This window comes from Deltaproteobacteria bacterium, from assembly GCA_019912665.1.
Lineage (GTDB): Bacteria > Desulfobacterota > GWC2-55-46 > GWC2-55-46 > GWC2-55-46 > UBA5799.
Map to the genome: position 1 here is coordinate 52,352 of JAIOIE010000022.1, position 19,349 is coordinate 71,700.

General features: G+C 58.2%; 13 protein-coding genes. 7 read left to right on the forward strand and 6 right to left on the reverse strand.

The window, feature by feature from the left end; translation table 11 throughout:
* Positions 1–37 precede the first annotated feature (37 nt).
* Positions 38–3,475, forward strand: a complete 3,438-nt coding sequence (locus K8I01_11815) for an MFS transporter (GenBank protein MBZ0221104.1) — start codon at positions 38–40, stop codon at positions 3,473–3,475.
* A gap of 101 nt (positions 3,476–3,576) precedes the next feature.
* Here the strand turns inward: K8I01_11815 and K8I01_11820 are convergent, their stop codons facing one another.
* Positions 3,577–4,983 (reverse strand): diguanylate cyclase, encoded by a 1,407-nt coding sequence (locus K8I01_11820; protein MBZ0221105.1) that lies wholly within the window; start codon positions 4,981–4,983, stop codon positions 3,577–3,579.
* A gap of 140 nt (positions 4,984–5,123) precedes the next feature.
* On the opposite strand from K8I01_11820, the gene K8I01_11825 reads away from it, so the two are divergent.
* Entirely contained in the window at positions 5,124–6,305 is a 1,182-nt protein-coding gene (locus tag K8I01_11825) for a hypothetical protein (GenBank protein MBZ0221106.1), read from the forward strand.
* Between the two features lie 47 nt (positions 6,306–6,352).
* The gene (locus K8I01_11830) at positions 6,353–6,688 is read left to right on the forward strand and encodes a cupin domain-containing protein (GenBank protein MBZ0221107.1); all 336 of its coding nucleotides are present in this window, start codon (positions 6,353–6,355) and stop codon (positions 6,686–6,688) included.
* Here the strand turns inward: K8I01_11830 and K8I01_11835 are convergent.
* On the reverse strand, positions 6,685–7,557 hold the full coding sequence (locus K8I01_11835; protein MBZ0221108.1) for an isoaspartyl peptidase/L-asparaginase: 873 nt from the start codon (positions 7,555–7,557) through the stop codon (positions 6,685–6,687). The two genes, K8I01_11830 and K8I01_11835, sit on opposite strands and share 4 nt — an antisense overlap.
* A gap of 119 nt (positions 7,558–7,676) precedes the next feature.
* On the opposite strand from K8I01_11835, the gene K8I01_11840 reads away from it, so the two are divergent.
* The 3 genes from K8I01_11840 to typA all read left to right on the forward strand — a co-directional run bounded on the left by K8I01_11840 (position 7,677) and on the right by typA (position 11,039).
* Positions 7,677–8,534, forward strand: a complete 858-nt coding sequence (locus tag K8I01_11840) for a ribonuclease H-like domain-containing protein (GenBank protein ID MBZ0221109.1) — start codon at positions 7,677–7,679, stop codon at positions 8,532–8,534.
* Positions 8,535–8,628: 94 nt separating this feature from the next.
* Positions 8,629–9,075, forward strand: a complete 447-nt coding sequence (locus tag K8I01_11845; GenBank protein ID MBZ0221110.1) for a cytochrome c — start codon at positions 8,629–8,631, stop codon at positions 9,073–9,075.
* A gap of 158 nt (positions 9,076–9,233) precedes the next feature.
* Positions 9,234–11,039 (forward strand): translational GTPase TypA, encoded by a 1,806-nt coding sequence (typA, locus tag K8I01_11850; protein ID MBZ0221111.1) that lies wholly within the window; start codon positions 9,234–9,236, stop codon positions 11,037–11,039.
* 75 nt (positions 11,040–11,114) lie between these two features.
* On the opposite strand, the gene nhaD is transcribed toward typA, so the two are convergent.
* On the reverse strand, positions 11,115–12,407 hold the full coding sequence (gene nhaD, locus K8I01_11855) for a sodium:proton antiporter NhaD (GenBank protein ID MBZ0221112.1): 1,293 nt from the start codon (positions 12,405–12,407) through the stop codon (positions 11,115–11,117).
* A gap of 344 nt (positions 12,408–12,751) precedes the next feature.
* Between nhaD and K8I01_11860 the strand changes: the two genes are divergently transcribed.
* Positions 12,752–16,351, forward strand: coding sequence for an EAL domain-containing protein (locus K8I01_11860; GenBank protein ID MBZ0221113.1), 3,600 nt, complete (start codon positions 12,752–12,754; stop codon positions 16,349–16,351).
* Here K8I01_11860 and K8I01_11865 read toward each other — a convergent pair.
* The 3 genes from K8I01_11865 to K8I01_11875 form a co-directional block, all read right to left on the reverse strand.
* Complete coding sequence (locus tag K8I01_11865; protein ID MBZ0221114.1) at positions 16,348–16,851, reverse strand: type 1 glutamine amidotransferase; 504 nt, start codon at positions 16,849–16,851, stop codon at positions 16,348–16,350. The two genes, K8I01_11860 and K8I01_11865, sit on opposite strands and share 4 nt — an antisense overlap.
* A 455-nt stretch (positions 16,852–17,306) precedes the next feature.
* The gene (locus K8I01_11870) at positions 17,307–17,999 is read right to left on the reverse strand and encodes an endonuclease V (GenBank protein MBZ0221115.1); all 693 of its coding nucleotides are present in this window, start codon (positions 17,997–17,999) and stop codon (positions 17,307–17,309) included.
* Positions 17,989–19,344 carry a chloride channel protein gene (locus tag K8I01_11875; protein ID MBZ0221116.1) on the reverse strand — a complete coding sequence of 452 codons (1,356 nt, stop codon included), beginning with the start codon at positions 19,342–19,344 and terminating at the stop codon, positions 17,989–17,991. Before K8I01_11875 ends, K8I01_11870 begins: the two co-directional genes overlap by 11 nt.
* Between the last annotated feature and the right edge of the window lie 5 nt (positions 19,345–19,349).

Genomic DNA, 19,349 nt, shown 5'->3' on the forward strand with positions numbered 1-19,349 from the left:
TGTAAGAAAGAAGACAACTCCCTGAATCAATATCTAAATGAGCATAGGCAGATATAAAGACCTCATAAAGTCCATGGGATTCCAGTCCTTCCTCTGGACACAGTTCCTGGGCGCGTTCAACGACAACGCCTTCAAGATAGTCCTGTCCCTCGTGGCCGTGAACATCGCGGGCTCGGAAGGCGCTTCCGGCGGGGCGTACCTCTCAATGGTGGGCGCGGTCTTCATACTCCCCTTCTTCTTCTTCTCCGGGTACGCTGGCCACGTTGCGGACGTCTTCAACAAGCGGACAGTCATAATCGTCACCAAGGGATTCGAGGTAGTCGCGGTGCTCTTCGGCTTCGCCGCGCTCTGGTCCGGAAGGATCGAGCTCATGCTCGGGACCCTCTTCCTCATGGCGCTCCACTCAACATTTTTCAGCCCCGCAAAGTACGGCATAGTGCCCGAGATGCTGCCGGACAGGGACCTCTCGCGCGCAAACGGCCTCCTTGAGATGTCCACCTTCCTGGCAATAATACTCGGCACCTCGCTCGGGACAATAATGTATTCGGCCTGGAGCGATAGGCTAACGGTCGTGGGCCTCGTCCTCGTGGTAACGGCCCTTGTCGGCATGCTCATGAGCTTCGGCGTGCCGATCGTCACGGATTCCGGCGCGGTCAAGAGCTTCAAATGGAACCCCTTCTCGGAAATCGGCAAGGGCTCCCGGAGCCTCCTTAAGAACAGGCTCCTCCTTTTCACCGTCTGCGGCATAACATATTTCTGGTTTCTCGGCTCGCTCCTCCAGATGGTCATAATACTTCTCGGGAAAGAGGTAATGGGCCTTACCGACCTCTGGGTCGGTATACTCATAGTATTCCTCGCGGTGGGCATAGGGCTGGGGAGCATCACGGCCGGGAGGCTATCGGGCGACAAGGTAGAGCCCGGGCTCGTGCCGCTCGGCTGGCTGGGCATGGGCCTCTTTTCTCTCCTCCTCGCCTTCTCGCCGGATTCGTACCCGCGGACCGGGGCGGCCATGCTCATGCTCGGCTTTTCAGGCGGACTCTTCATAGTTCCCCTTAACGCGCTCCTTCAGCAGAAGAGCGCGGCGGACGAGAAGGGCCGGATAATCGCAACCAACAACTTCTTCAACACCTGCGGCATTCTCGCCGCCTCGGGCGTGCTCTGGGTGACGACAGAGACACTGGGACTTGCGGCAGATAAAATAATACTCGCCTTCGGCGTGGTGACGCTCCTCTCGACCGTATTCGTACTTAAGGCCCTGCCGGACTTCCTAACTCGCTTCATCCTCTGGATGCTTACCCATACCCTCTACAAGATAAAGGTGGTCGGCCAGGAGAACGTTCCGCTTACGGGTCCTGCGCTCCTCGTATCAAACCACATGTCGTTCGTGGACGCCTTTCTCGTGGGGGCGTGCGTTCAGCGCTTCATAAGGTTCCTCATCTACGAGTACTTCTACAACATAAAACCCATACAGTGGCTTTTGCGCCTCATGAAGGCCCTGCCCATAGCCGACGGCAACAGGAAAGAGGTCTTCCAGTCCATCTCGCGCGCGAGGGACGAGCTCAAGGCCGGCCACATGGTCTGCATATTCGCCGAGGGAGCCATAACCCGGACCGGTAACCTCCTTCCGTTCAAGAAGGGTTTTGAAAGGATAATAGACGGCCTCGACGTCCCGATAATCCCGGTCCACCTCGACCGGGTCTGGGGCTCGGTCTTCAGCTTCAAGGGCATGAAGTTCTTCTGGAAGTTCCCAACGCACTTTCCCTACCCGGTCACCGTCTCCTTCGGAAAGCCCATCCATAAGGGGACGGCGCAGGATGTAAGGCAGGCCGTGATGGAGCTCGGGAGCGCGGCCCACGACCACAGGCGCACCCCTCAGGACCTTTTACACCTCGGTTTCGTCAGGGAAGCCCGCTCGCGCCTATTCTCGTTCTGCATGGCCGACTCTACCGGAAAGAAGCTCTCCTGGGCAAGGGCGCTCGCCGGGGCTATAGTCCTTTCGAGGTGGGCCGCCTCGAACCTCAAGGGAGAGAAGGTATGCCTGCTTCTGCCTTCGAGCGTTGCAGGGGCCCTCGCGAATATAGCGCTTCTCATGGCCGGAAAGGTCCCGGTGAACCTTAACTTCACCGCTAGCAAGGAGGCCCTCGAGTCCGCCGTTTCGCAAAGCGGCGCCCGCGAGATAATCACCTCAAGGGCCTTTATCGAAAAGGCGGGCATCGAGCGGGACGGGAGGATGCTCTTCCTCGAAGACGTAATGGCAAAGGTCTCCGGGACCGGGCGCCTTCTCGGCATGGCTGCCGCTTTGCTTTTCCCGGCCCGCCTCATCTCGGCGCTCTACTGCGTAAATAAAGACCCCAGGGGCCTTGCTGCCATCATATTCACGAGCGGCTCGACAGGCGTCCCGAAGGGCGTGATGCTATCTCACCACAACGTCATCTCCAACGTCGAGGGGCTCCAGCAGATATTCGTCCATTCCCACAGGGACACCATAATGGGCACGCTCCCCTTCTTCCATTCATTCGGCTACACGGCGACCATCTGGTTCCCGCTCCTTTCTGGCTTCCGGTCGGTTTATCACCCGAACCCCATGGACGCGAGGGGCATAGGCGAGCTTACGCGGAAATACCGCGCCACCATGATAATGGGCGCGCCCACATTCTTCTCCCATTACGTCAAAAAATGCGAGCCGGGGGATTTCGCCTCATTGAGGTATGCCGTCGCGGGCGCGGAGAAGCTTAAGCCCCAAGTGGCCGCGGAGTTCAAATCCAGGTTCGGTCTCGACCTCCTTGAGGGCTATGGCTGTACGGAAATGTCTCCCGTTGTCTCGGTCAACATCCCGGATATCGAGCACGGCGGGGTGCGCCAGAGGGGCTCGCGTCCGGACACCGTAGGCCACCCCATACCCGGCGTCTCTGCCAAGGTGGTCAGTCCTGAAACGGGCAAGGAGCTACCGCCCGGTAGCGAAGGGATGCTCCTCGTTAAGGGGCCGAACCTCATGCTCGGCTATCTCGGGGACCCTGAGGCCACTTCGCGCGTCTTAAGGAACGGGTGGTATGTTACCGGTGACATAGCCTCCATAGGAGAAGACGGGTTCATAACGATACTCGACAGGCTCGCCCGGTTCAGCAAGATAGGCGGCGAGATGATACCGCACATAAGGATAGAGGAAGCCCTCGCATGCGCGCTTTCTTCGGATTGCGTCGTAACGGCAGTGCCCGACATGGCGCGGGGGGAACGGCTTGTGGCCCTTTATACGAAAAGGGAGACAGCGCCCGAAGAGGCCTGGAAGGCGCTGGCCGGGACGGACCTCCCTCGGCTCTGGCTCCCCAAGCGGGACAGTTTCTTTTTCGTCGAGGAGCTTCCGGTAACAGCGACCGGAAAGACGGACATGAAGAGGATAAAGGCCCTGGCAGCGGAGCTCGCCCGGGCAAGCGGTAGCTTCCTTGGCTGTGTCGAGCCCCAAGACGGGGGGAGATAAGAAGCTCGTGATTTGTTGATTCGATTAGCGCCGGGATTTTTCGCTTGCTCAGAATGACAAGCTAAAATAGTCGTGAGCAACCTGCCAGGGGAGTTTAGTCTCTATTTGGGGGCTGCGATTTCCGGAATGGGCGCGAGGAAGACCGTGTTCCTCGAAAGGTCCTTGGCCTTGTACATGGCCTTGTCGGCGGTCTTCAAGAGCTCGCGCATGTCCCTCGTGTGAGTGGGGTAGGTCGCGACACCTATCGAGGCGGTTATCCTCAAGACAAGCTTCTCTTCTGCCTGCACGAACTCGTGCCTTTCTATGGTCGCCCGTATCCTGTTCGCGACCTGCATCGCGGCCCTGTGGTCCGCGTCCGCCAGTATGATAACGAACTCGTCGCCCCCGTACCTTATGACCGTGTCCACCTCCCTAACGCATTTCAAGAGAAGATGCCCCAACTCCACGAGCACTTTCGAGCCGACGAGGTGGTCGTTGGAGTCGTTCACGTTCTTGAAATTATCCAGGTCGAGGAAAAGGACCGTAACGGGCATCCTGAGCCTGTCCGCCCTTTTAATCTCCTTGTCGAGGACGAGGTCCAGGTATTTGGCGTTATAAAGGTTCGTGAGGCTGTCTATGAACGCCATCTCCTTGGCATCCGCGTACTTCTCGGCGTTTTCATAGGCGGTCGAGGCGTGCTCGGCTATGAACGAGGCGTTCATAAGGTCCTTTTCCAGGTATTCCTCTTTCGGCTTGCGGGAGAGGAGGATGAAGTAGCCGATGGCCTTCTGCCCCCTGGCAAGGGGCGCGACGATGAAGGACTCGAACCCCTTTAGCGGCCCGTTTTCCGCGAAGTCGAACTCCGATTTTGAAAAGACCTTTATCTCGGGCCTGGCCTCGTAATCGCCCTCGAAGATGGTCTTGAAGAACCCGGCGAGCCGTTCGGCCTGCTCCGGGTCTATGTGCCTGGACGCCTTGACGGCGAGGGTCCTTAGATCGCTTTCATAAAAAGTGGCTATGCCTGAGTCTGCGGGGACCGTCTGGAGGAGCGCGTCGAGGGTGAGTTCGTAAAGCCTGGGTATGTCGAGGGTGGTGGTTATTGCCCGGCTCACCTCAAAGAGCCGGAGCGACTGGCGCATCTCCTGGTTCTCTTCGAGGAGCTTTCGCTTCTCCATGCAGCTCCCGACCGTATGGAGGAGCTCCGCCTCATTGAGCGGTTTCATTATATAGTCGAAAGCCCCGCTCCTAAGGGCCGCTATGGCCGACTCTATCGAGCCGTGGCCAGTAACGAGGATGACGTCCGTAAGGGTGTTTTGCTGCTTTACCCTTTCCAGCACCTCTATGCCGCTTAAGTCCGGCATCACGAGGTCTGTCATGACAATGTCGAAGCTTTCGTCCTCGATGACGGCCAGGGCCTCTTTTCCGGAGGAAGCGGTTTTTACAGAGTACCCTCCGCCCGCCAGCATATCAGAGCAAAGGACCCTGAAGAACGCGTCATCATCGATTACGAGAATCCTTCCCTTGCCCATGGATACCCCTGCTGGAAACTCAGTTTAAAATAGCAGAAAACGGCCTTCCGGTCAATTACAAGCATCCCAGCCAGGGCCTTGACACTCCCTTTTTTTGCGGAATACTTAATCGGTCGTGAAACTGCGCATCGGGGGAGTGAATGTCGCAATTCCAGCGGTTCCTGTTGGCCCTTCTCTTCCCGGCCCTGTGGGGCTGCGGTAACGGTGACGACGGCACGGAGCTACGGGCTACCTTGCTTTCCGCCGGGGGTTTCCATACATGCGCCGCCTCGGGCGATTCTGCCGCATGCTGGGGTGAAAATTCCGACGGCCAGCTCGGAAATGGCGGGAGGCTCGATTCTCCTTTCCCTGTCAGGGTAGAGGGCCTTGCCGGCCCGGTCGAGATCTCTGCGGGAAGGACGCACGCTTGCGCCCTTCTCCCGGACGGCACTGTCCGTTGCTGGGGCAGGAACGCCTTCGGCCAGCTCGGAAACGCCCTAGAGGCGAGCTCGACCACCCCGATAGAGGTATCCGGCCTGACCGGTGTTGGTTCAATCTCCGCCGGGAACTCGCATACCTGCGCGGTACTCTCCGGCGGCACGGTCGCGTGCTGGGGAAATAACGAATTCGGGCAGCTCGGAAACGGCTCCTTCGCGCACTCGGCCTCCCCGGTCGCGGTTACAGGCCTCACCGGTGCCACTGCCGTTTCCGCAGGCGGCACTCATACCTGCGCCCTCGTCTCGGGCGGCGGGGCCCGGTGCTGGGGATCAAGCCTTTTCGACCAGCTCGGGAATGCGGGCATCCCGACCGGCTTCGGCTCGACGACCGCCGTCGAGGTCACGGGCCTTTCGAACGCGGTCTCATTGAGCGCCGGGGAGAACCACACATGCGCCCTTCTCGACGACTCGTCAATCCGGTGCTGGGGGGATAATTCCTCCGGGCAGCTCGGCTCGTTCTGGCCCGCCCCAAACCTCACTTCATCCAGCACGCTCATAGTGCCGGGCGTCTCTGAGGCGGTCTCCATCGCCGCGGGACTATCGCATTCCTGCGCCGCGCTCTCGAATAAGAGGGTCTTCTGCTGGGGTGAAAACGCCGACGGGCAGCTTGGAAACGGGAGCTTTGCCGGGTTCGTACCCCCTGGGGACGGCGCTTCGCCGACCACCACCACAAACCCGGTTCAGACAGCGGGCCTGACAACGGCCACTTCCGTAACCGCAGGCTTTTTCCATTCCTGCGCCGGCCTGGATGACGGGAGGGTCGCCTGCTGGGGAAGGAATACCTCCGGCCAGCTCGGGGATGGGACAGACTTCTCCTCGCCGGTCCCGGTCCTGGTCATTGAGTGAAGCGCCGCTTGCCTTGAAATAACCCCGATATCGTATATCCTTTCCACATGAGGCATTATTCCCTCGAAGGCGCGCCTGAAAGGCCCGTATCACACGACCCGGAGCTTAAAAAGAAAATCCTCCTCGAGGGACCGGTCTCCTGCGTTAAAAGGATAAGCCACATCGTGCTCGAGCAGGGGGCGACCGCGTCGGCCCACACGCACGACAACTCATCCGAGGTCTTTTATTGCGTAAGGGGCGCAATTACCTTTAGCGTCATGGGCGAGCCTATCCTTTTGAAAAGTGGCCACCTCCTTGTGGTCGAGCCAGGCGAGGAGCACGCCATAGTGGAGGTAAGCGCCGAATCCGAAATGGTCTATATGATGGTAGACGAGCCTCGCTAGCCGGCCGTTTCGAAGCTCTTTCCGATAAAGACCCCTTCCGGGCCTGCAACGCCCGCAGCCATATAAGCGGTCGTATGCGCAATCGCGTACCTCCCGATTCTATCCAGGGCCAGGAATCCAGCCTGGAAGCCCAACCCGGCAAGTCGCTTAAGCGCTGCCCTTGCGGTTTGAGACGCGGCCCTTCGACCCATTAGCATCGAGACCTCCTTTGCGAGACATAGCCTCAATATGTCCTCGCCCCTCCCGGTGCACGAGACCGCTCCAAGATGGTTGTCCGCGTATACGCCGGAGCCTATAAGGGGCGTATCGCCTACCCTTCCGGGGAGCATCGCGAAGACCCCGCCTGTGGATGAGCCTGCCGCGAGGTTCCCCTCCCTGTCCATAGCGATTGCGCCGACCGTCGAGAAGTACGTTTCGTATAGTTTGCCTGCAGGCGTTTTCCGCGCCATCTCAAGCCTTTCAAGGACTTTCACGGAAGGCGGCCCGATGCGTGGAAGGACCGCCTTTTCGGCTATCCTCGCCGCCCCTGTATTCGTGAATACATTATTCGGAAGCCCCATAGCCTCCCTTGCGGCCCTTATCGGGTTCCTGAAGCCTTCAAGGCCGATTACGGAGCCAGCCCTGAGGCTCTCTCCTTCCATGAGCGCGGCGTCGAGCCGCCTAACCCCATCGAGCTGGATATTCGAGCCCTCTCCCGCGTTAAAGAACCCGGAGTCCTCCAATAACGCGATGGCCCCGGTGACCGCGTCGAGCGCTGCTTCCCCGCTCTCAAGCATCGCATATCCGGTTTTGAGCGCCTCGCCTATCTTCCCCAGGCCCCTCTTAAGCGGCTTTTTTGCGCCTGCCCCGCCGTGGACGAGTATGACCATTTCACGCCCCCTTGAAACCGGCAGCGCCCTTTCCCCTTTCAAACCTGTGCTGCCGGTTTTTTAAGTATATACGTCCTTTTCGTTTTTACCCGAATTCCTTCCATGATAGAATACGCCTGATGCTCAAGAACACCTTCTGCCATATCCAGGGCGTGGGGCTTAAGACCGAGCGGAGGCTTTGGGAAAACGGGATCGTGAACTGGGATTCCCCTCTCGGTCATTTCAAGCTCAGAAGGACCGCTGAAGGCACCTTCCAGTCCGTCCTGGACGAATCACGCCTGAGGCTTGCGGACGGCGACCCTGCCTTTTTCGGAAAGCTCCTTCCTCCAAAGGAGTCCTGGCGGATATTTTCCGATTTCAGGGACGACGCAGCCTATATAGATATCGAGACTAACGGCTATGTGGGCAGCCACGGCTACATAACCGCCATCTCCCTCTACGACGGGAAGAGGGTGCGCTATTACATCCGGGGCGAGAACCTCGACGAATTCAAGGACGACATATTCGGCTACAAGCTCCTCGTAACCTATAACGGCAGGTGCTTTGACATACCTTTTATCGAGAGCAGCATGGACATACGCCTCCCCCATGCGCACATCGACCTGAGATTCGTGCTCCGCGACCTGGGCTTCAAGGGAGGCCTTAAGGGCTGCGAAAAACTCATAGGCATCGACCGTGGCGGGCTCGATGGTGTGGACGGCTACTTCGCGGTCCTCCTCTGGAAAGACTGGAGAAGAAATAAGAACCCAAAGGCGCTCGAAACGCTCCTGGCTTATAACATACAGGATGTCGTGAACCTCGAGCCGCTGATGGTCACCGCACATAACCTCAAGGTCTCATCAACCCCCTTCGCAGGCGACTACCGGATAGAAAAGGTGCCCGCGCCTCCAATCGACCTCCCGTTCAAGCCGGATATCGAGACGATAGATAAAATACGGATAGGGCTTGGAAGGGCGCCCTTGAACCTGGCCACTTAAGCGTTCTCCCGCCTCCTCCTGAACATGACCCAAATCATATTTTCATCACGGAAGAGGTGATAAGCTGTGTGTCCATTTTACAGGAGGTGAAAGGATGAAAACCGTATCGGCCTTTATAACGGCTGCCCTGCTTTTTGCGGCCACTGGCATAGCGTCCGCCGCTGACGACCGCCACAAGCACCATTCGGCACCTAAACCCAACACAGCAAACGCGCTTATCGAGGAGATGAGAACGCTCGACGCCGCCTTCAGGGAAATAGTATCGGCAGCCGCCCTCGGGGACGGGCACAGGGTGCATCAGGCAATCGAAACCCTGCACGGGACCATGGAGAAGACTCAGGAGGCGCTCCACCACGGAAAGGTCAAGCTCAGGAAGAACGCATCGAAGGTAAAGGAATTCGAGCGCATGGACCATGAGTTCCACGCCGACCTCGAGGCCCTGGCAAAGGCCGCGCATTCAAGCGACATGCAGAGGATGGGTTCCATTACGAAAAAGCTCCTTGACGGCTGCATAAGCTGCCATAATGTTTTCAGGCCCTGAAAATCTCCGGATTCACTTTGAGCGGCACCAAAAGGCCCCTTTCCTAAAGGGGCCTTTTCTTTTGCGTGTACCTGTTTTCTCTTTACCGCATGGCCCTTTTAGGGTAAAATGTCTGATTCTTTTCAAGGCCCTAAAAACTTAAGAAAGAGCCGGTGAACATGGAACAGACTCATTTGAGGAACATAGCTATAATCGCGCACGTCGACCACGGGAAGACAACCCTCGTTGACGCGATGCTCAAGCAGGCCGGGACCTTCCGCGCAAACGAAAAGGTCCAGGAACGCGTCATGGATAACATAGACCTTGAACGCGAGCGGGGCATAACAATAATGGCCAAGAACACGGCCATAGAGTACGACGGGGTCAAGATAAACATCGTAGACACGCCCGGGCACGCGGACTTCGGCGGCGAGGTCGAGAGGACCCTCAAGATGGTCGACGGGGTATTGCTGCTTGTCGACGCTTCCGAGGGGCCTCTCCCGCAGACGAGGTTCGTCCTCAAGAAGGCCCTTGAGCTGGAGCTCGTGCCCATCATAGTCATAAACAAGATAGACAGGCCGGACGCCAGGATAAAGGAGGTCATAAACGAGGTCTACGACCTCTTCATAGACCTGGACGCCAAGGAGGAGCAGCTCGATTTCCCCATCGTCTACACCAACGCGAAAAAGGGCACCGCGACCATCGACCTCAACGTGGACTCGGCCGACCTGAGGCCGCTCTTCGAGCTGATACTTAAGACCGTGCCGCCGCCCAAGGGCGACTGCCAGGCAACGCTCCAGGTCCTTGTGACGAATATCGACTACAGCGACTATGTCGGTAGGCTCGCGGTGGGCCGCGTATTCGGCGGGACCATAAAGGCGGCGGACACCGTCGCCATGGTGCACGCGGACGGAAGGACCGTAAGGGCAAAGGCCTCGGCCCTGTACGTTTTCCAGGGGCTCGAAAGAAAGGACGCAGCCCTGGCGGGTGTCGGCGAGATAGTCGCGCTCGCCGGAATGGAGGGCGTCTGCATAGGCGACACCATCACGTCCGCCGAAGCCCCGATGGCCCTCCCGAGGATTAAGGTCGACGAGCCGACCATTTCGATGATCTTTTCCCCCAACACCTCTCCGTTCGCGGGGAAGGAGGGGAAGTTCGTCACTTCAAGGAACCTGCGCGAGAGGCTCGAAAAGGAGCTCCTTTATAACGTTTCAATAAGGGTGGAATTCGAGAAGGCAGACGCCTTCAGGGTAATGGGCAGGGGGGAGCTGCAGCTCGCAATCCTCATCGAGATGATGAGGAGGGAGGGCTACGAGCTCTCAGTCTCCATGCCCGAGACCATCACCAGGGAGATAGACGGGAAGCTACATGAGCCCATGGAGCACCTTGTGATAGACGTGCCCGAGGAGTTCATAGGAGTTGTGACCCAGCAGGTGGGAGCCCGGAAGGGCCGTATGCAGAAGATGCAGAACAACGGACACGGCAGGGTGAGGATGGAGTTCAGGATACCCTCAAGGGGGCTCATAGGCTTCCGCTCCCAGTTCCTGACCGACACTAAGGGCACGGGCCTCCTTAACCACCTCTTCGACGGTTACGAGCCGTGGCACGGCCCCATGTCGACGAGGGCGACGGGCGCGCTCGTGGCCGACAGGGCCGGGACGTCGACAATCTACGCACTCTATAACCTCCAGCCCAGGGGGACCCTCTTCATAAAGGAAGGCGTTCCCGTTTATGAGGGCATGATAATAGGCGAGAACTCACGCGAAAACGATATGGACGTGAACGCCGTAAAGGAGAAGAAGCTCACGAACATGAGGGCTTCCGGCTCGGATGATTCGATGTTCCTCTTTCCGCCGAAGTCCCACACGCTCGAGCAGGCATTGGAGTTCATCCGGGATGACGAGCTTGTGGAGGTCACGCCAGCTTCAATAAGGATACGGAAGAGGGTCCTTGAGGCCGGGAAGAGACCCAAGCGCAGGGAGTGAGCCCCCTCAAAAATAACACCAACAAAAAAGCCGCAGACCTTCAGTCTGCGGCTTTTTTACTGAACCAAACTTTCCTTATACCTTTACCAGGGCCCACCAGACCAGGATGCTCGCGACGTAGCCGAGGGCGATTGCCGGGGCCCACTTGAGGTGGGACATGAAGGTGTAGACGTCCCTCCTTACGCCCATCACGGCGACACCCGCGGCGGAGCCTATCGAGAGAAGGCTTCCGCCTGTGCCTGCCGTAAGGGTTATGAGGAGCCACTGGTCAAGGCCCATCTCGGGGCTCATCTGGAGGACCGCGTACATGACCGGGATGTTATCTATTATGGCCGATATGACACCGACTGCGGTGTTCGCGTAGGTCGGCCCGAGCCCGCCGTAGAGGTTTGTGCTTAAGAGCGCCAGATAGCCGATGTACTGGAGCGCGCCGACCGCAGTTATGATGCCGAAGAAAAAGAACAGGGTATCGAACTCGGCCCTCTCGACTTTCCTGAATATGTCGAAGTTCTGCTCAAGGGCATGGCTGGCAAAGGCGTGTTCCTTTTTCTTAAGATAAAAGCCCAGGAACATGAGGAACCCGAGGCCGGTCATCATGCCCAGGAACGGCGGGAGATGAAGGAACTGGTGGAAGCTCACCGCCGTGGCAATTGTGGCGAAGCCGAGGAATATGACGCGCTTGGCCCCGTACCTCATCTTTATGACCTCGGTAGAGCCCTCGGGTCTGCCCTTGGGGAGGAACGGGAACATTATCGCGGCCGGGACAAGCCAGTTCACTATCGAGGGGATGACTATCCCGGAGAACTCGAGTGTATTTACCCTCCCGGCCGTCCAGACCATGAGGGTAGTGATGTCGCCGAACGGGCTCCATGCGCCGCCCGCGTTCGCGGCCACTATTATGTTCACGAAGCCCATGACTATGAACTTCCTGTTCGAGCTAACGGCGCTCACGACCGTGGCCATAAGAAGCGCGCTCGTCAGGTTGTCCGCGACGGCAGATAGGAAAAAGGTGATTACGCCCGTTATATAGAAAAGGCTCCTGTATGCGAAGCCCTTCCTTATGAGCCACGATTTCAGCGCGTCGAAGACCATCCTCTCCTGCAGGGTGTTTATGTAGGTCATGGCGACGAGGACGAAAAAGAAGAGTTCGGCTATCTCGACGAGCATGTGCTTCACGTGCTCTTCAGCATGGCCGCCGCCGTTCATCGCCTCGTACCCGGCGATGAACGCCCACATGAGGCAGCCTATGAGTATGACCGGTTTAGACTTCCTGAGGTGAAGCTTCTCCTCGAGTATCACGAGCGCGTATGCCAGCACGAATGCCGCGAGGCTCACGTACCCTATCCATGAGACTGTCAGTGACTGCATCCTGCCCTCCAAAAAATATTAATTTATGGAAAAATGCAAAAAAAAAGCCTGAATGAGGGCACCCCCCCTCCAAGCCCACTCTCCCTTTCGGGCGCGTCAGTCCGCTCTGGTTCACGGCAATATGACATTTTGCGGGTGCCATTGTCAAGGAGTTAAGAGCTCAATAAACAGGGAAAACGGCCGATAAGGTCACAGGGGGCAGGGGGTCCGATTGCTTTTTTTGAGCTTTGATTATATGATTTGCGCAGGGCCGGGCAGAGTCGGATTCAGCGCCGTTTCCCCAAACGGCCGGCTTAGCCACCTTTGACGACCCTCTCCCAAAGACCCGGCAAAACCTGAGAAAAATGACTAAAAAACTGAAATTTTCCCTGTCGGCCAAGGCCTTCCTGGCGGTCGTCATAATACTCCTGCCCATCCTGTTCGCCTTTGCGGCCGGGTTCAGGGACAATAAGGAGATGCTCAAGAAGTACCTCCTTGACGACCTGACGCTCATGGCAGAGGCTATCGAGGTCCAGGTCTACCAGTTTCTCGAGGCCGGGAAACGCAGAGCCCAGGATTTCGCAAGCGACGGGCTCATAATATCCGAGCTCGAAAGGGCGTCGGTGGACGGCTGGTCAGCCACCGGCATTGAGCGCCATGTAATCTCGCACAAGCTGCCGCTGAACGGGCAGATAAGCGCGATAGCGGTCCTCTCGCCGCTCGGAAAGGTGCTCTCATCTACAGAAAAATCTCTCCTGGATTCGGACCTTTCGAAAGAGGACCTTTTTAAGAAAGGGCGGTCAGGTGTCGCGGTTTCCGAGCGGCAGCAAGGCTTACGGGGGACCCCGGACCTCGCTTTTTCGGCCCCCATAAAGAACGTTCGGGGCGAGCTCATAGGGGTGCTGGTCAATTTCGTGAGCGTCTCCGAGCTAGGGGGGCTCCTCTCGGGCGAGCTGGCGCGAAACCTCGGCGCACTGAGCTCCCGCCTCGACCGCCGCGAGACCTTCGAGGCATACCTCGTAAACGGCGACAGGCTCATGATTACGGACTCGATATTCAGGGACGGGGCCGCATTCATCCAGCGCGTGGACACGTTGCCGGTCTCGGCCTGCCTGGAGAGGAGCGGCGAGATGACGGGTCTATATGCGGACTACAGGGGCATAGAGGTAGCGGGCGCCTCCATGTGCCTGCCTGAGCTCGGATGGACCCTCCTTGTCGAGATCGATTCGAGCGAGGCCCTTTTCCCTGTATCGCGGATCGGGCGGTCTGCGGCCTTTACCGCACTCATGGTGGCCCTTTTTACGGCCTTGCTCTTCATCGTATTCCATCGCCGGGTGGTCCTTAAGCTCCAGGCCGTGACCCGTGCGGCCGCCGAGATCGCAAAAGGCAACTATGACACGGGTCTAAAGGCCGGGGGAAGCGACGAAATTGGCGAGATCGCGCGGGCGTTCAACGAGATGGCCTGGCAGATAAAGGAACGGAGCCGTTCCCTTGCGGAGAGCGAAAAACGCCTGAAATCCATACTGGACAACTCTTCCGCCCTGGTATACATGAAGGACCTTGAGGGCAGATACATTCTGGTTAACAAAGAATTCGAGCTTCTTTTCGGGACCTCTCTCGAGGAGATTTCAGGACGGACAGACCATGATCTCCTGCCGAGGGAGGCGGCAGATGTGCTAATGGAGAACGACACCCTGGTCCTCGATCGCCGCACGGACCTCGAATTCGAGGAGAGCCTGCCCCTCCCCGACGGGGTCCGTACCTATATATCGATGAAGTTCCCTCTTTTGAGCGAGGAGGGGATGCCGTACGCCATCTGCTGTATTTCGACCGACATAACCGAAAGGAAGCGCGTGGAAAAGGCCCTCAGGAGGAGCGAAGAGCGCCTGAGGAGAGCCCAGGAGCTCGCGCGCATGGGAAGCTGGGAATGGGAGATCCCCGAGAACACACTCTGGTGGTCTGACGAGATATACCGGTTATTCGGCTTGAAGCCCGGGGAGTTCGGCGCGACCTATGAGGCCTTTCTTAAATCCGTGCACCCTGACGACCGGGAGTTCGTCAAGCGCTCGGTTGAGCAGGCGTTCCATCACAACAAGCCCTATTCCATAGACCACAGGATAGTGCGCCCGGACGGGACTGTGCGGATAGTGCACGAGGAAGCTGAGCTACTGACCGACCTGCAGGGAAGGCCGCATAGGATGATAGGAACGGTCCAGGACCTGACCGAGCAGAAGACGGCCGAATTCGAGCAGAGAAAGCTTTCCGCCGTGCTCGAGCACAGCGTGAACCTACTCTTCATCACCGACCGGAACGGCGCCATCCAGTACGTGAACCCAACATTCGAGCAGGTGACCGGGTTCACAAAGGAGGAAGTAATCGGCCAGACTCCCAGGGTGCTGTCATCGGGCGAGGCGACCAACGCGCTTTACCAGGAGCTCTGGAATACCATCCTCTCCGGCAAGACCTGGCGGAGCACCCTTAAGAACAGGAAAAGAAACGGCACTTATTACTGGGCGAATTCCGTGATCACGCCCATAAGGGACGAAAAGGGCCAGATAACGCATTTCCTGGCGGTCCAGGAGGACGTGACCGAGAAGATGATGAACGAGGAGCGGCTCAATTACCTCTCCGTCCATGATGAGCTTACCGGGCTCATGAACCGCTCCCGCTTTATCGAGGAGGCGGATGCCTGGATGCTTGAAGCCGGGCCCAAGGGCGTTACCGCCGCGCTCTCAATAATAGACATGGACCAGTTCAAGCTCCTTAACGACACCTTCGGCCACGGCGCCGGCGACGAGTACCTTAGAAGGCTCGGTAAAGTCCTTAAGGACCTTCTTGAGAGGGAATACGGGGAGGAGCCGGCCGCATTCGATTCCCGGCCGCTCCTTTCACGCCTGAGCGGAGACGAGTACGCGGTCTTTTTCCCGGGCGTTACAGGTGAAAAGGCCATGTATCTGGTCGAAAGGATAAGGGCAGCGGTCGAGGGCTTCTATTTCACGGAGGCGTCGAGCACACTGACCGTAAGCGCCGGGGTCGCCTTCTACCCCGACCACGGATTCCACATGAAAGAGCTTCTCTCGAAAGCGGACGCGGCCATGTACCGCGCAAAGGAGCTCGGGAGGAACAGGACCCACGCCTACCGGCCCGAGGACCAGGACCTTGAGAAGATGCATTCGAGGCTCGCCTGGAAAGAGAGGATATTCAAGGGCATAAGGGAAGACCGGTTCGTGCCCTGGTTCCAGCCCCTCCTTGACCTTAAGACCGACGGGATACACCATTACGAGGCCCTTGCGAGGCTCGCCTCGGAGGACGGGAAAGTGCTCCTGCCGGGCGCGTTCATAGACATCGCCGAGAGGTTCGGCATCGTGGGCCTTATAGACAGGGTCATCATAGAAAAGACGATGCGCGTGCAGGCGGAAGAGAGGAAGGCGGGGCGGAACCTCTCCTTCGGCATGAACCTTTCCGGAAAGGACCTGGGCGACGCTGAGCTCCTTGATTTCATAAAACGGAAAATACGGGAGACCGGGGCTGAACCTGAAATGCTCATCTTCGAAATAACCGAGACCGCCGCGATAGGCGACCTCGAGAAGGCCATCAGGTTCGTAAAGTCGTTGAAAGAGACCGGCTGCCGGTTCTCTCTCGACGATTTCGGCGTGGGCTTCACGTCCTTCACCTATCTTAAGGAGATGCCGGTCGACTACATAAAGATAGACGGCTCGTTCATAAGGAAGCTCGAGGAGAACCCCGAGGACCAGGTCCTTGTGAGAGCCATGACCGAAATGGCCAGGGGCTTAAGGATAAAGACCATCGCCGAGTTCGTGGAGAACGAGAAGACGCTCGCGATCCTCAGGTCGTTCGGAGTCGACTATGCGCAGGGATACCTTATAGGAAAGCCCTCGCCCGATTTAGTGCCGGGCGGGAAGCCCGACAAAAATAAGCCCGTCGCCGCCGGGGTTTCCGGCTAACCCAGCATCTCCGTGAGGGTCCTGCCGAAAACGGGCAGGTCGCCGGGGTTCCTGGAGGTGACGAGCCTGCCGTCCACGACGACCGGCGCGTCCATGTACACGGCGCCCGCGTTTATCACGTCCGTCTTGACTGAAATATAGCAGGTCGCTCTTTTGCCGCGGAGCACGTCCGCTTCAATAAGGAGCTGCGCGCCGTGGCATATGGCCCCCACCACGAGCCCCTTCTCGACCGCCTCCCTTGCAAGCATTACCATGTTCTCGTGTATCCTCATCCTGTCCGGCGCCTGCCCGCCGGGTATTATCAGGCCCTTGAAATCCGCGGCCCGCACCTCCCCTGCCCCTTTCGCGGCCTCAATGGGATAGCCGTGCTTGCTCTTGTATATGCCCGGCTTCGGGCCCACGACCGTGACCTTGTGGCCCGCCTCCTGCACCCTGTAAAAGGGATACAGGGCCTCAACGTCCTCGAACCCGTTCTCGATAAGCATGATTACGTTTGCCATGATGGCTCCTGGAGGCTCGTTTTTTAAGTTGACTGCCCGGTCGTAAAAATTCTTTGCAAAAGGCCTATCAACGCGCTTCCGCGCTTTTTGGCATAAGGCTCCGCTCTCTTTCCGCCTCCTTCCTCCGGGCTCGGCCCTTATGTCGCTCGGCCCGCTACGGGGCCTCGCTCCTGCTACCCCGCCTCGCCCGCCCTCCCTCCAACCCTATGTTCGCTTCGCCTTATGCCGGGGTTGTTTGAAAAAAGTAACAAAATGGTCTTGTTTTTAAAAACACCCAGGAGAGTAAGGCGAGCGCAGCATAAGGGAGGAAGAGCGTGAACGGGCCGAGGCAGCAGGAGCGAAGCGACTTTAGGGGCCCGCTAACGGGGACGGGGAGGATGATAGCAAGCGAGTCTTACTCTCGGCCGCGCGAAAGCGCGGAAAAGGTCTTTTTACGAAGAGCCGGGCCTTTCTCCTCAGGCCCTACTCTTATCCATTAGCTCCCTCTTCGTTTTTCGCGAAAGGAGGTGCGCACTCCTGACCGGCTCTGTGAGCCTAAAGCGCGGGGCGCACTCGAGTACCATCTCCACCGAGCCTTTGACGTCTATCCTGTGCCCCGGTGACACGAAGAGGGGCTTTACATTATCGCGTGTGCGTAATACCGCGCCCACGACCGCCCCCTTATATACCAGGTCGGAAAAATCGCCTCTCCTTGGCCCCGGCTCCCCGTACTCTCCCACGAGTCTCGTCTTTGCCGAGCCGATCGAGGGCAGATCCAGCAGCGCGCCCATGAACGCGGCTATCCCCAATCCCAGCGGGTGTGCTATGCCCTGTCCGTCGAAGATGAGCAGGTCCGGCGTTCTTTTCAGGCCCTTAATCGCGTCCATTACGGCAGGCCCCTCTCTGAAAGACAGGAGCCCCGTGATGTACGGGAACTGCGCCCTTCCCACAACGACGCTGTCTTCGAGCGGTTCAAGTCCCGGAAAGCTATAGATCGAGGCCACACTTATAATCTTATCAGCCAAAAAAGAGGCGTCAATGCCAGCTACCAGGCATGGACGCCTCTTCAAGGACGTTATCCTCCGCCTCTTGCCTATTTCGGCCTGTATATCCCTGATACGCTCTTTGTCAGCGGGCCACCTGAGGTCCCTTATCGTCTCAGGGTCCATTGCCGCCGTTCCGGTGGCTTTTTTTAAGGACCTGCCGGATGACTCCTATTACGCTTCTGTCCCTGTACTCGACATCCGGTTTCGTTCCGGCGACCTCGGCCCCGACCTCTATTGCGATCGAGCCGGATTTCTTTACCGCCAGCACCTGTGACGGGTAGGCTGACCTGTGCCCGGTGATGATATAGCTTATGACGCATGCGACGGCCGCGTATGGCGCGACCTCGGCCCCGAAGAGCTCGACCGCCATTATGCTTGCCGCTATGGGCGTATTAGCCGCCCCGGCAAGGAGCGCCACGAACCCTATGGCCGAGAGCATGGCCGGGTCCATGTCGAGGAGCCTAGAGAAGGCGGATCCGGCTGTCGCGCCTACGAAGAATATGGGCGTGCCTATGCCGCCGCTACCGCCGAAGCTCAAGGTCACGGATGTGAAGAACGACTTCATGATGAAGGCGTACCACGGGACCTCCCCGCCCTCGAGGGCCGACTGTATCACGTCAAGGCCCAGGCCCAAGTACTTGCCCGAGAAGATGAAGCTCAGGACCACGAGGACGCTCCCCGCAAGGAGCGCCTTGTACTCTTCCCTGAGCCTCATGGCGTTCGAGGCCTTCTTCCCGAGCCGTAGCGTCTCGACGAGCAGGAAGGAGCAGAGCCCGAAGAGAGCCCCTGCGATGATGACCTTTATGAAAAAGGCCTCGCTGAAGACAGGTATGAAAGTTATTGGGTTATAAAAGTAGGTGAGGCCCATCCACGAGGAGACCTGGTAGCTTATTATCCCTGCGACGAATGAAGGCAGCAGCACCTCGTAGCGGATGCTGCCCACAAAAAGCACCTCCATGCCGAATATAGCGCCGGCAAGCGGAGTGCCGAAGACGGAGGAGAAGCCGCCGCTTATGCCGCAGATGACGAGCTTTCTCCTGTCCGGACCGTCGAACCGGAGGAGGTCGGCTACGAGCGATGCGAGCCCCGCGCCTATCTGCGCGCTCGGCCCCTCTTTTCCGGCAGAGCCGCCGGTAGATAGCGTTATGAAGGTACGGATGAACTCCACGGGTATGACGAGCGGTTTTATCTTGCCGTCGTTCTTGTGGATGCTCGATATGACCATATTCGCGCCGTGCCCGGCAGCCTTGGGGAAGAGGTATTTTATTATGAGGACGCTCGCGAGGAGGCCCAAAGGCATTATGACGAAAAAGTAATCGTAGCGGGCCACGAGCCCGGCCCCGAAGTTGAGAGACTTGACGAAAAGGGTGGTAGAGAGGCCCACAAGCGCCCCCACGACCGTGGCGAGCAATATCCACTTGAGGACGCTTATGAATATTACGGTCTCTTCCTTAAGCTTTCTCTGCATCGCAC

Coding starts and splice junctions, on each gene's coding strand:
- K8I01_11815 (MBZ0221104.1), top strand. CDS start 38: ATGAGCATAGGCAGATATAAAGACCTCATAAAGTCCATGGGATTCCAG.
- K8I01_11820 (MBZ0221105.1), bottom strand. CDS start 4,983: ATGGGCAAGGGAAGGATTCTCGTAATCGATGATGACGCGTTCTTCAGG.
- K8I01_11825 (MBZ0221106.1), top strand. CDS start 5,124: ATGTCGCAATTCCAGCGGTTCCTGTTGGCCCTTCTCTTCCCGGCCCTG.
- K8I01_11830 (MBZ0221107.1), top strand. CDS start 6,353: ATGAGGCATTATTCCCTCGAAGGCGCGCCTGAAAGGCCCGTATCACAC.
- K8I01_11835 (MBZ0221108.1), bottom strand. CDS start 7,557: ATGGTCATACTCGTCCACGGCGGGGCAGGCGCAAAAAAGCCGCTTAAG.
- K8I01_11840 (MBZ0221109.1), top strand. CDS start 7,677: ATGCTCAAGAACACCTTCTGCCATATCCAGGGCGTGGGGCTTAAGACC.
- K8I01_11845 (MBZ0221110.1), top strand. CDS start 8,629: ATGAAAACCGTATCGGCCTTTATAACGGCTGCCCTGCTTTTTGCGGCC.
- typA (MBZ0221111.1), top strand. CDS start 9,234: ATGGAACAGACTCATTTGAGGAACATAGCTATAATCGCGCACGTCGAC.
- nhaD (MBZ0221112.1), bottom strand. CDS start 12,407: ATGCAGTCACTGACAGTCTCATGGATAGGGTACGTGAGCCTCGCGGCA.
- K8I01_11860 (MBZ0221113.1), top strand. CDS start 12,752: ATGACTAAAAAACTGAAATTTTCCCTGTCGGCCAAGGCCTTCCTGGCG.
- K8I01_11865 (MBZ0221114.1), bottom strand. CDS start 16,851: ATGGCAAACGTAATCATGCTTATCGAGAACGGGTTCGAGGACGTTGAG.
- K8I01_11870 (MBZ0221115.1), bottom strand. CDS start 17,999: ATGGACCCTGAGACGATAAGGGACCTCAGGTGGCCCGCTGACAAAGAG.
- K8I01_11875 (MBZ0221116.1), bottom strand. CDS start 19,344: ATGCAGAGAAAGCTTAAGGAAGAGACCGTAATATTCATAAGCGTCCTC.